At 62.4% G+C, this 11,691-nt stretch carries 8 protein-coding genes; 3 read left to right on the top strand and 5 right to left on the bottom strand.

Annotation, left to right across the window (positions count from 1 at the left end; genetic code table 11):
* The 4 genes from Y703_RS0107805 to Y703_RS0107830 form a co-directional block, all read right to left on the bottom strand.
* Nucleotides 1-299: transposase (locus tag Y703_RS0107805; RefSeq protein ID WP_026552261.1), on the bottom strand; the 299-nt coding region annotated here is incomplete at its 3' end.
* Between the two features lie 149 nt (nucleotides 300-448).
* Nucleotides 449-1,423 carry a bile acid:sodium symporter family protein gene (locus Y703_RS0107810; protein WP_051427397.1) on the bottom strand — a complete coding sequence of 325 codons (975 nt, stop codon included), beginning with the start codon at nucleotides 1,421-1,423 and terminating at the stop codon, nucleotides 449-451.
* Entirely contained in the window at nucleotides 1,420-3,162 is a 1,743-nt protein-coding gene (locus Y703_RS0107815) for an AMP-binding protein (protein WP_026552263.1), read from the bottom strand. The genes Y703_RS0107810 and Y703_RS0107815 overlap by 4 nt, the downstream gene beginning before the upstream one ends.
* Before the next feature lie 980 nt (nucleotides 3,163-4,142).
* Complete coding sequence (locus Y703_RS0107830) at nucleotides 4,143-6,665, bottom strand: DEAD/DEAH box helicase (protein WP_026552266.1); 2,523 nt, start codon at nucleotides 6,663-6,665, stop codon at nucleotides 4,143-4,145.
* A 51-nt stretch (nucleotides 6,666-6,716) separates the two neighbouring features.
* On the opposite strand from Y703_RS0107830, the gene Y703_RS0107835 reads away from it, so the two are divergent.
* Nucleotides 6,717-7,502 carry a trans-aconitate 2-methyltransferase gene (locus Y703_RS0107835; RefSeq protein WP_026552267.1) on the top strand — a complete coding sequence of 262 codons (786 nt, stop codon included), beginning with the start codon at nucleotides 6,717-6,719 and terminating at the stop codon, nucleotides 7,500-7,502.
* Between the two features lie 15 nt (nucleotides 7,503-7,517).
* Here Y703_RS0107835 and Y703_RS0107840 read toward each other — a convergent pair whose 3' ends face one another.
* Nucleotides 7,518-8,156: an MBL fold metallo-hydrolase gene (locus Y703_RS0107840; RefSeq protein WP_026552268.1), complete on the bottom strand. Its 639-nt coding sequence runs from the start codon at nucleotides 8,154-8,156 to the stop codon at nucleotides 7,518-7,520.
* 138 nt (nucleotides 8,157-8,294) lie between these two features.
* Here Y703_RS0107840 and Y703_RS0107845 point away from each other — a divergent pair, with 138 nt between their 5' ends.
* Together Y703_RS0107845 and uvrA are read left to right on the top strand one after the other, a co-directional pair.
* Nucleotides 8,295-8,690 (top strand): GntR family transcriptional regulator, encoded by a 396-nt coding sequence (locus tag Y703_RS0107845; protein WP_216698874.1) that lies wholly within the window; start codon nucleotides 8,295-8,297, stop codon nucleotides 8,688-8,690.
* A 130-nt stretch (nucleotides 8,691-8,820) separates the two neighbouring features.
* Complete coding sequence (gene uvrA / locus Y703_RS0107850; RefSeq protein ID WP_253907967.1) at nucleotides 8,821-11,676, top strand: excinuclease ABC subunit UvrA; 2,856 nt, start codon at nucleotides 8,821-8,823, stop codon at nucleotides 11,674-11,676.
* Nucleotides 11,677-11,691: the final 15 nt, after the last annotated feature.

Raw genomic sequence — 11,691 nt, forward strand, 5'->3', positions numbered from 1 at the left:
AGCTCCGCCGCGAAGAAAGCCGACGCCGATTTCAGGATCCCGTTGGCCCGGCGCAACTCAACGACTTCGCGTTCGAGCGACGCCAACCGGGCAGCGTCATCGGTTGTTGTCCCCGGCCTCAGGCCTTGATCGATCTCGACGGTACGCAGCCAGCCACGGATCGTGTCCGCCGGGATGCCCAGTTGAGCACCAATCCTGGTACATGCGCCCCGCCGGCCACTAGGGTCCTTCTGCGCGTCCATCACCAGCCGGACCGCCCGCTCACGAAGCTCATCCGGATACTTCTTAGGTGCTGCCATAAAGGCTCATCCTTTCAAGGAATCAACACCCTCCATTAAACCCGGGGCGGTTCACTTCCCTAGCCAATCCGAGACGCCAATCTGGTTTCGCTGCTGAACGCCAGCCGGACCCCCGTTTTGCGTCCCCGCCAGATCAGGGGCATGGCGCCTTAGAGCAGGCTAGGAATCTTCTGCTCCTCCGCCACGTTTGCGCGACGGAACACGAACGTCACGAAGGTCGAGACAATCACGATGAAGAGCGAGTAGAGCGCCGGCACGATCAGGATTAGCCCGATATCGGGGTTACCCGCGAAGGTCAGGAGCACGATCGCGATCGCGAGAGGGCCGTTCTGAATTCCCGTTTCGAGTGCAATCGTGCGCGCGTTCATTGGATGCAGTCGGATGGCCCGAGAGATCACATAGGCGATCACAATCCCAAAGAGCCCGAGACCGATTGCCACGACGTAGGTCTGCCATGGGGTTGAGGTCAGCAGCCCCCAGTTGCGAGGCACCCAGGTGGCCATGAGGAACACAATGAAGAACAGTCCGAAGAAGCCGCCCATCAACTCCATGACAGCCCCGACGTTCGCGCTGTAACGGCGGACCAGCATACCGAGCACCACCGGCACGAGCAAGACCGCGAGCGTCACAACGATGTTCGTGATCGGGATCTGCAGCGGAGAGCCCGCCTCGAAGAGCAAGGAGCCGTAGAACGTGAGCAACAGTGGCGTCATGAGGATGGCCCACAGAGTTGAGTTTGTCGTCATCATGACGCTCAGCGCCAGATTACCCTTCGAGAAGTAGGTGAAAATGTTCGACGTCGTACCTGCCGGAACACAGCTCATGAGTAGTGCCCCCAACGCGACCGGAGCGGCGTACTCTCTTGGCAGTTGAAACAGCACCGTGGCGACGAGAATATACGCCAAGAGCGGCATGATGCCGAACTGGGTGACCCAGCCAATGATCAGCCCGTACGGTCGACGAACGGCCAACCGGAAGTCGCGTGGTGTGAGCCCGGCCCCGAGCCCGAACATGATCACGAACACCAGCCCGACGAGCAGGTTCTGCTCGAACGGGGTGACGACGTCTTGTTCGTTGACGGGGGTCGTCCTCTGAGTCAACAGGATGAGAGAGGCGCCGATCATGAGAGTTCCCTTCTTTGCGTCTCGATGCTGGCTGTCGTTGACGTAACGGCGGTCGCGCGCAACTCACGGCGCAGGATCTTGCCGATCGGACTCTTCGGGAGTTCATTGACGAAACGCACCGTCTGTGGCGCCTTGTACGCCGCGAGTGCTTCTCGGCAGTGCGCGATCACCTCGCCCTCGGTCGGGGCCGTTTGGGGGGCGACCACATAGGCCCAAACAGCCTCGCCGCCCATGTCGTCGGGAACGCCGACCACGCCAACTTCCAGCACGCCCGGCATCGCCGCGATGCGCTCCTCGACTTCGTTGGGGTATACGTTGAAGCCGCTTACGAGGATCATGTCCTTCTTGCGGTCGACGATCGTGAAGTAGCCATCGGCATCCATCTGAGCAATGTCGCCCGTGTGCAGCCAGCCGTCCTTGAGCGTCGCGGCCGACTCATCGTGCCGTTGCCAATAGCCGAGCATGATCTGAGGCCCGCGCGCGACGACCTCACCGGCCTCACGGACGGCGACCGGTGTGCCATCCTCGTCGACGCACCGTAGGTCGGTCGACGGTACCGGAATGCCAATCGTGCCGTCCTTGCCTGTGCCCCCGAGCGGGTTGAAGGTGAGCACGGGTGAGGACTCGGTGAGCCCGTAGCCCTCGACGATTGGTGTGCCGGTCATTTCGCGCCAGCGGACGGCGACTGGCTGGTGCAGCGCCATGCCGCCGGCTGCCGAGGCCCGCAAATGCCGTGGCGGGCTGTCAGCGAACCAGCGCTCGTTCATCAGGGCGTTGAAGAGGGTATTGACGCCGGTCAGCCAGGTGATGCGGTAATTCTCGAAGGCGCGCTTGAGGTTGCTCGGTGGGCGTGGCGATGGCACGAGGATGTTCCGCGCGCCAAGGTGGAAGAAGCCGAGCAGATTCACCGTGAACGCGAAGATGTGGTAAAGCGGCAGAGCCGTCAGTACGATCTCGGCCCCTGGACGCATGAAGGTGCCGCACATCGAAATCATTTGCAGCGTGTTGGCGACAAGGTTGCCGTGCGAGAGCATGGCGCCCTTCGAGACGCCGGTGGTGCCGCCCGTGTATTGAAGTGCCGCGAGCGTCTCGGGCCCGATGCCGTCGAGGTAGAGCTGCGGGGAACTGTCGCTCTTGCGGCCACGACCGGCGGCAAGGGCAGCCTGCAGACCAGTGTGCTCGACAGTTACGGGTGGAAGCGAACGGTTCCAGAAGCGTTGCACCCCGCGGATGACTCCGGCGATCACCGGGGGGAAGAACTCGGCAATGCGCACGGTGACGACGGTCTCAATCGAGGTCGCGGCCTTCACCTGAGGAACCCGGTCGGCGAACATATCGATGACGACGAGCACGCGGGCTCCCGAATCCGAGAACTGGTGAATCATCTCCGTGGCGGTGTACAGCGGGTTTGTGTTGACGAGCACGCAGCCGGCCTTTAGCACGCCGAACGCGACGATCGGGTAGCTCAGGCAATTCGGCATTTGCACCGCAACCCGCTCCCCTTGCTCGAGGCCAACCACCTCACGGAGATACGCCGCGAAGTCGTCAGAAAGCGCGTCGACCTGCTTATAGGTGAGCGATCCGTTCATGCCGTTCGGCATGCACTGTGTGAACGCAATCGTGTCGGCGTAGGTGCTCGCGGCCTTGGCGATCAAACCGGGAAGGTGCGCGAATGGGATATCACCCACCTCATGCGCGACACCGGTCGGGTAGTGGGCAAGCCATGGGCGTTCGGTCATTATTGATCTTTCGCCAGAAAGGTAACCGCCAGCGAATATGCCGACGGTGGTATTTCGAATGATTGTATCCCGAGCGTCAATTGCTTCTGATACCCCTGACAATCCCAGCACCCGCCCGTCCTGCCCATCAACGAGCGCATGCCCAAGCGGGTCACCAGAGCCCGAAGATCACCAGAGGTGCCTTCTGAATACCTCGACCGGAGGTTGTGCCGATGGGTCCACGCCAGCATCGCTCTCGCCATGCTCAGCCCCGGCGGCCAATATGACCCGTGCTCCCGGGCCGGAACTAACCCGCGGAAGTGCCAGGAGCCCCGAAAAGCATTGTTCTTCTTCGGTCGGGCTGACAGGATTTGAACCTGCGACCCCTTGAACTGGGACGAAGCCAGTTGACAACCCGCCAACGTTTAAGGATTCCTCCGCTGGCCTGCGCAAACCCTCTCCGAGGGGTGGCGTCCGACTGCCGACCCTTGTCGCAAATTGCGCGGATTCGACGGAATAGATGGGGAATAAGTGCGGCACTTTCAAATTCACACTCGCCAGCATCCCCGAGGTCGCCCCGAAGATCAGCGCCACCGTTCCGCCTTCCCGGAAAACAGGGAAGTTGAACACGATCGCCGCCTGGACGAGCCAAGTGTTGTTCTTGGTGATCGTTCCGGAGGGGGACAGGGCGCAGTTCTTCAGGTCGGTCTTGACCTGTTCGATGATCGCGTGACCGCTGTCGCCGCGCCCTCCACCATCACTATCGGTGGATCAAGGGTAACGACACCACAAGCTCAAAACCGACGGTTACTGGCACTACCACCAACCAGAGGCAGGAACCATCATCGCCATCTCACCCGCCGGCGAAACCTACCTCACCAAACCCGACCCACCACCAACACCCCAACCACCAGACCCACCACCCTTCTGACCCCAGGCAAGGGCCCCGGTCACTGGGCGGCTGGTCGGGAGTGGGTGGGAGTGAGGTATCGGGTTGCGGCCTAGGGCGCCCCGACGCCTGTCACGGTGACCACAGCCGTCCCTGCCTCGTCGGAGGCAGCCAGATCGATGATTGCGTTGATGCCCCAGTCGTGGTTACCGAACGGATCTTTGAAGATCTGCCGGACTTTCCAGCTACCGGGCACTTTCTCGATGATCAACAGCGCTGGGCCGCGGGCCTCGGGGCCGTCGTCGATGTCCTCATAGTCGCCGAAGTAGCCGTCCAATGCCTCAGTCCAGCGGTCGGTGTCCCAGCCTGACGCCCCGTCGAGGGCGCCCAGAGCGACGTCGTCCTCGTCAGCGAAGAGCTTGACCCGCTGGAACATTTCGTTGCGAACCATCACGCGGAACGCACGCTCGTTGGAAGTCACCGAATCCGGTTCGGGCGGCAGCTCGATAGCAGTTCCACCGTCCGGCCGTCCGCCCGCCGCAAGGAGCTCCCATTCCTCGAGCAGGCTTGAGTCGACCTGGCGGATCAGTTCGCCGAGCCACTCGATGATGTCGGTGAGGTCTTCCCGGAGGGCCTCGGTGGGAACTGTCTGCCGCAGCGCCTTGTAGCAATCGGCGAGGTAGCGAAGAAGGATACCCTCGGACCGGGTGAGCGAGTAGTAGGCGATGTACTCGCCGAAGTTCATTGCCCGCTCGTACATGTCCCGAACCACCGATTTTGGCGTCAGCTCGAAGTCTCCGAGCCAGGGAGCGCCGCTGCGGTAGACATCGAACGCCTGGAACAGGAGCTCGGCCATCGGCTGCGGGTAGGTGACCTCCTCGAGGAGAGCCATCCGTTGGTCGTAGTCGACGCCGTCGGCCTTCATGGCCCCGATCGCCTCACCGCGGGCTTTCTTCTCCTGGGCGTTGAGAACCTGCCGAGGTTTTTCGAGGGTGGCTTCGATCACCGAGACGACGTCGAGCGCGTAGGTGGGGCTTTCCGGATCAAGGAGCTCGAGGCTGGCCAGAGCGAAGGGGGAGAGTGGCTGGTTGAGTGCAAAATTGGCCTGCAGATGGACCTTGAGCCGGACGGTGCGGCCGTCGGCATCGGGCTCCGGGAGCCGTTCGACAATCCCGGCCGTGACGAGGGACCGATAAATACCGATGGCCTTGCGGGTGAGTGCGAGCTGCGATGCCCTGGTCTCGTGGTTTTCATTGAGCAGCCGCTGGGCGGCGGAGAATGGGTTGCCGGGCCGCTCCAAAAGGTTGAGAAGCATCGAATGGCTAACCGCGAAGCTGGAGGTGAGCGACTCAGGTGTGCCGGCGGCCAACCGCTCGTAGGTCGGTTTGCCCCACGAAACAAACCCGGTGGGCGGCTTTTTGCGGACCACCTGGCGGAGCTTCTTTTGGTCGTCGCCAAACTTACCCACTGCCTTTGCCATGGCGCGGGTGTTCTCCACCACGTGATCTGGTGCCTGGACGACGACGGTACCCGCTGTGTCATAACCGGCCCGTCCGGCGCGACCAGCGATCTGGTGGAACTCCCGGGCGTTGAGGAGGCGGGTGCGGACGCCGTCGTACTTGCTGAGGGCGGTCAGCAGGACGGTCCGGATCGGCACGTTGATTCCGACGCCGAGGGTGTCAGTGCCGCAGATGACCTTCAGCAGCCCCGCCTGGGCGAGCTGTTCCACCAGGCGCCGGTATTTGGGGAGCATTCCCGCATGATGGACCCCGATCCCATGGCGAACCAGCCGGTTAAGTGTCTTTCCGAACCCTGAGGAGAACCTGAAGGTTGCGATGAGGTCGGCAATTTTGTCTTTCTCCTCGCGTGAGCACACGTTGACGCTCATGAGGTTCTGCGCGCGTTCGATTGCTTCGGCCTGACTGAAGTGAACTACGTACACCGGTGCCTGCCGGGTGCTCAGGAGCTCCTCGAGAGACTCCTGCACAGCGGTCTCGACGTAATAGAAGTGCAGGGGGATGGGGCGCTCGGCGCTGCTGATGGTGCTGCTTTGCCGTCCGGTGCGCTCGGTCAGCTCGTCCTCAAAGCGTGTCATGTCGCCCAGGGTCGCTGACATCAGGAGGAACTGGGCTTGCGGTAGCTCGAGCAGGGGAACCTGCCAGGCCCAGCCGCGCTGGGGATCCGAGTAGAAGTGGAACTCGTCCATGATGACCGTTCCGACGTCGGCGAGGGACCCCTCCCGCAGGGCGATGTTCGCCAGGATTTCGGCTGTACAGCAAATGATCGGCGCGTCCTGGTTGACGCCTGAGTCGCCGGTGATCATTCCAACATTCTCGGCCCCAAACGTCTCGCACAGGGCGAAGAACTTCTCGGAGACGAGCGCCTTGATGGGCGCCGTGTAGTAGCTGCGCTTCCCGCGGGCGATCGCGTCGAAGTGGGCAGCGACCGCTACCAACGATTTCCCTGACCCGGTGGGCGTAGCAAGGATGACGTTGTTTCCCGAGACCAGTTCCAGCACCGCCTCGTCCTGTGCCGGGTACAGGTTCATGCCTTCGCTGGCTGTCCACTCCAGGAATGCGCTGTAGACGTCGTCGGCCTGATCCGTGCCTGCGGGGAGGTGTTCCTGAATTCTCATAGGGCTCCAGCCTATCCGTAGGCGCGCCGGGAGGCCCGCTACGCTGGGGTCATGCGATGGGATCCAACCCAGTATTCTCTGTTCTCCGACTACCGGGGCAGGCCATTCCTCGACCTGATCGCGAGAATTGATCACCCGGCGCCGCGCGTCGTCGTGGATCTGGGCTGTGGTCCGGGAGATCTCACCCGGTTGCTGGCCCATCGGTGGCCCGACGCCCAGGTGCTCGGTATCGACTCATCAGCCGAAATGGTGCAGCGCGCCAACGACACGCAGGAGGGGCCGTCCAATCTGTGGTTCGAGATCGGTGATGTGCTGGAGTTTTCACCGGCGGCCGACGTCGACGTGGTTGTCTCCAACGCCGTCCTGCAGTGGGTGCCCGGTCAGGCCGAGCTGGTCGATTCGTGGGCACGTGCGCTCCAGCCGGGCGCCTGGCTGGCGGTGCAGGTACCCGGAAACTTTGGCTCGCCAGCGCACACGCTGATGCGCGAGCTGGCCGGATCCGCGACCTGGCGGGACAGGCTGAAGCAAGTGCTGCGGCACACCGACGTCGTGAGCGAGCCGTCGGACTATCTGCAGTCGCTGAGTGCGGCTGGTCTGAGCGCCGATGTGTGGGAGACCACCTACCAGCACGTGCTCTCCGGACCGGACCCGGTGCTGGAGTGGCTCAAGGGGACCGGGCTGCGCCCAGTGCTTCAGGCGCTGTCCGACGACGACGCCGCCGCGTTCCTCGCCCACTACTCAGCGCTGTTGCGCGGGGCCTATCCGGAGGAACAGTGGGGGACGGTTTACGGGTTCCGGAGGATTTTCGCCGTCGGCGTCAAAAACGCGAAGGACTAACGTCGCCGGACGCCGCTACCAGCCGCGCGAACGCCACTCGTGAAGATGTGGCCGCTCGGCTCCGAGCGTGGTGCCCTTCCCATGGCCGGGATGAACTATGGTGTCGTCCGGCAGGTAGTTGAAGATCCGCTCCGCTACGTCGTTGAGCAGCGACTCGAATCGGGACGCGTCACCCTGAGTGTTTCCGACGCCCCCCGGGAACAGGGAGTCTCCGGTGAACAGGTGCGGTGGTCCGTGTGGGTCACGGTAAAGCAGAGCCACGCTACCGGGCGTGTGCCCACGGAGCTTGATGGCCTCAAGATCGAACCCCGCAAAATTCCTGATGTCCCCGTGGTCCAACTCAACATCGGTGGGCACTGCAATATCGGGGACGTCCTCGGTGCCAGCGGCGGTCCGAGCCTTGGTGTGCCCGACGACGTCGGCCAGCGCCCTGACGTGGTCCCAGTGCGAGTGGGTGGTGACCACTAGCGCCAGCTTGGGCTCAGCGGGAGTATCTGCTGCGCCGTCCTTCAGTAACTGCATGATGCCTGCCGCGTCGTCGGCGGCGTCGATCAACACCTGCGCTCCCGTTTCCCGGGCAGTGAGCAGATAGACGTTGTTATCCATCTCGCTCACCGAGATCGAGCGGATGGTCAGATCCTGAAGAGTGTCCATGAGCACAAGTCTAGGCACGCCAGATAGCCGGTCGGGCTTTTCGGGGCCCAGGAGCGCATGGGACAATGTGTACATCAGGGGTCCGCTCGGCAGATGGGCGGACCATGACGATGAATAGTCAGAGATCGAAAGGCCACAGTGAACCCTGGCGCAACAGGCAGCTCCGATGTGTCCAGTTGGCTGCGCATTGACCAGGCAAGCTCGGTCCCTCCCTATGAACAACTCCGGGTTCAGATTCTCGACGCAGCTAACAACGGCTCGCTGCCGGTCGGCACCCGGCTACCCCCGGTGCGCTCCCTCGCCAGTCACCTGGGTGTCGCAGTTAACACTGTTGCGCGGGCCTATCGGGAGCTGGAGCAGGCGAACATAGTGGTCACCCGGTCGCGGGCCGGAACTGTGGTGGCGGCCGCTGGGGATGAGGCCCGGCAGCGGGCCGCCGAGGCAGCCGACGGCTATGCCGATGTGATCAAAGCCAACGGTCTAACTGAAGAGGAAGCCGTGGCCTATCTGCGGGCCGCGCTGCGCCGTCGGTGAACATCCGTGCGCAACGCGCCGACGACACGCTGAAAAGAAGGCTTTCGAATATGTATTCGAACAGCCTTTCAATTAGAGTGATCGGGTGTCTATTGCAACTTCGCTCGAATCCGAGTTTTCCGACCCCAGAATGTCCCAGGATCTTTCGCGCCTGATCGTCAAGGGCGCACGCGAACACAACCTGCGCAACGTCGATCTGGACCTTCCACGAGACGCCATGATCGTCTTCACCGGGTTGTCCGGATCGGGAAAGTCCTCCCTCGCGTTCGACACCATCTTCGCCGAGGGACAGCGACGCTATGTCGAGTCCCTGTCCGCTTACGCCCGGCAGTTCCTGGGCCAGGTGGACAAGCCGGACGTTGACTTCATCGAAGGCCTGTCGCCTGCTGTCTCGATTGACCAAAAGTCGACCAACAAGAACCCACGATCAACCGTCGGCACCATCACTGAGATCTACGACTACATGCGGCTGCTCTGGGCGCGTGTCGGCCGCCCGCACTGCCCCACCTGCGGCGAGCCGGTGGCCAAGCAGACGCCCCAGCAGATTGTTGACCAGCTCCTTGAGCTGGCCGACGGCACCCGCTTCCAGATCCTCGCTCCAGTTGTGCGTGGCCGCAAAGGCGAATTCGTTGACCTCTTTCAGGAACTGGCAACCAAGGGATACGCACGGGCAAGGGTTGACGGCGACGTCGTCCAGCTCTCCGATCCCCCCAAACTGGGCAAGCAGTACAAGCACACCATCGAGGTGATCGTCGACAGGTTGGTCGTCAAGGACGGCATCAGCCAGCGGTTGACTGATTCGGTCGAGACGGCGCTCAAGCTGGCCGACGGCAGGGTGCTCGCTGACTTCGTAGACCTTGACGAAAAAGACGACAAGCGGGTCAGGGCCTTCTCGGAGCACCTGGCCTGCCCCAATGAGCATCCGCTGGCCATCGATGAGATCGAGCCGCGCTCCTTCTCCTTCAACAATCCCTTTGGCGCCTGCCCTGCCTGCACCGGCATCGGCACCAAGCTTGAGGTCGATGAGGAACTGGTGGTCCCCAACCCCGACCTGACCCTCGCCGAGGGTGCGATCGCTCCGTGGTCATTGGGCACCGCAACACTCGAATACTGGACCCGGCTGCTCGACGGGCTGTCCAAAGAACTGAATTTCAGGATGGACGTACCCTGGCGGAAACTACCGGACCGTGCGCGCGAGGCTGCCCTGTACGGCAAAGACCACAAGGTGGTGGTGCAGTACAAGAACAGGTTCGGCCGGGAACGTAAGTACAGCACCGGCTTCGAGGGAGCTGTTCAGTACATCCACCGGAAGCACCTGGAAACCGAGTCGGATCACGCACGGGACCGTTACGAAGAGTACATGCGCCAGATTCCGTGCCCAGTCTGCGGCGGAGCCCGCCTGAATCCGGCGTCCCTGTCGGTGCTGATCAACGGCAAGTCCATCGCATCGGTGGCCGCCATGCCGATGCGCGACTGCAGTGATTTCCTCAACAACCTGGTTCTGACCGGCCGTGAAGCCCAGATCGCTTCGCAGGTCCTCAAGGAGATCCAGGCACGTCTGCAGTTCCTGCTTGACGTCGGTCTCGAGTATCTCAACCTGGAACGCGCCTCCGGGACGCTGTCCGGTGGAGAGGCCCAGCGCATCCGGCTGGCTACCCAGATCGGTTCAGGACTCGTTGGTGTGCTCTATGTTCTCGATGAGCCATCCATTGGACTGCATCAGCGCGACAACCGCCGGCTGATCGAAACTCTTGCGCGACTGCGCAACCTCGGCAATACGCTCATTGTGGTTGAGCACGACGAGGACACGATTCAGGAAGCCGACTGGATTGTCGACATCGGACCGGGAGCGGGGGAGCACGGCGGCGAGGTAGTGCACTCGGGACTTCTCGAAGATCTGCTGACCAACGAACGGTCCATCACCGGTGATTACCTTTCCGGTCGCCGGAAGATCGAGATCCCGAAGAAGCGCCGGAAGATCGACAAGTCCCGGCAGCTCAAGGTGGTCGGGGCACGCGAACACAACCTGACATCGTTCGACATCTCCTTCCCACTGGGTGTGCTGACGGCTGTGACAGGGGTCAGCGGGTCGGGCAAGTCGACCTTGGTCAACGAGATCTTGTACAAGGTGCTCGCCAACAAGCTGAACGGAGCCAAGCAGGTTGCCGGTCGGCACAAGAGGATCGACGGCCTTGAGCACCTCGACAAGGTGGTGCACGTCGATCAGAGCCCGATCGGCAGGACGCCGCGCTCCAACCCGGCAACGTACACCGGGGTTTTCGACAATATACGGAAGCTGTTTGCTGAGACCACCGAGGCCAAGGTTCGCGGGTACCTGCCGGGTCGATTCTCCTTCAACGTGAAGGGCGGTCGCTGCGAGGCCTGCTCTGGTGACGGCACCCTGAAGATCGAAATGAACTTCCTTCCGGACGTCTATGTGCCCTGCGAGGTCTGCGATGGGCAGCGCTACAACCGCGAAACCCTCGAAGTCCACTACAAAGGCAAGACCATTGCGGATGTGCTGAACATGCCGATCGAAGAGGGCGCCGAGTTCTTCGCTGCGTTCAGCCCGATCGCTCGCCACCTGAACACTCTGGTCGAGGTGGGTCTCGGTTACGTCCGGCTCGGACAACCAGCAACAACCCTCTCCGGCGGCGAAGCCCAGCGCGTCAAGCTGGCCAGCGAATTGCAGAAGCGGTCCAACGGGCGCAGCATCTACGTCCTCGATGAGCCGACCACTGGCTTGCACTTTGAAGATATCCGGAAGCTGCTGCTGGTTCTGCAGGGTCTGGTGGACAAGGGCAACACAGTGATCACCATCGAACACAACCTCGACGTGATCAAGAGCGCTGACTGGGTCATCGATCTGGGGCCCGACGGCGGATCAGGCGGCGGGCAAATCATCGCAACCGGCACCCCCGAGCAGGTGGCCAAGTCGACCGTCAGCTACACCGGCTCTTTCCTCGCGGAAACTCTCGGACGATAGCCAGCCGTCCGATAT

The organism is Arthrobacter sp. H20, assembly GCF_000520515.1.
Taxonomy (GTDB): Bacteria; Actinomycetota; Actinomycetes; order Actinomycetales; family Micrococcaceae; genus Arthrobacter_D.

What these genes read in the sequence shown, in the direction of transcription:
- Y703_RS0107810 (WP_051427397.1), bottom strand. Translation starts at nt 1,423, where the DNA reads ATGATCGGCGCCTCTCTCATCCTGTTGACTCAGAGGACGACCCCCGTC.
- Y703_RS0107815 (WP_026552263.1), bottom strand. Translation starts at nt 3,162, where the DNA reads ATGACCGAACGCCCATGGCTTGCCCACTACCCGACCGGTGTCGCGCAT.
- Y703_RS0107830 (WP_026552266.1), bottom strand. Translation starts at nt 6,665, where the DNA reads ATGAGAATTCAGGAACACCTCCCCGCAGGCACGGATCAGGCCGACGAC.
- Y703_RS0107835 (WP_026552267.1), top strand. Translation starts at nt 6,717, where the DNA reads ATGCGATGGGATCCAACCCAGTATTCTCTGTTCTCCGACTACCGGGGC.
- Y703_RS0107840 (WP_026552268.1), bottom strand. Translation starts at nt 8,156, where the DNA reads ATGGACACTCTTCAGGATCTGACCATCCGCTCGATCTCGGTGAGCGAG.
- uvrA (WP_253907967.1), top strand. Translation starts at nt 8,821, where the DNA reads ATGTCCCAGGATCTTTCGCGCCTGATCGTCAAGGGCGCACGCGAACAC.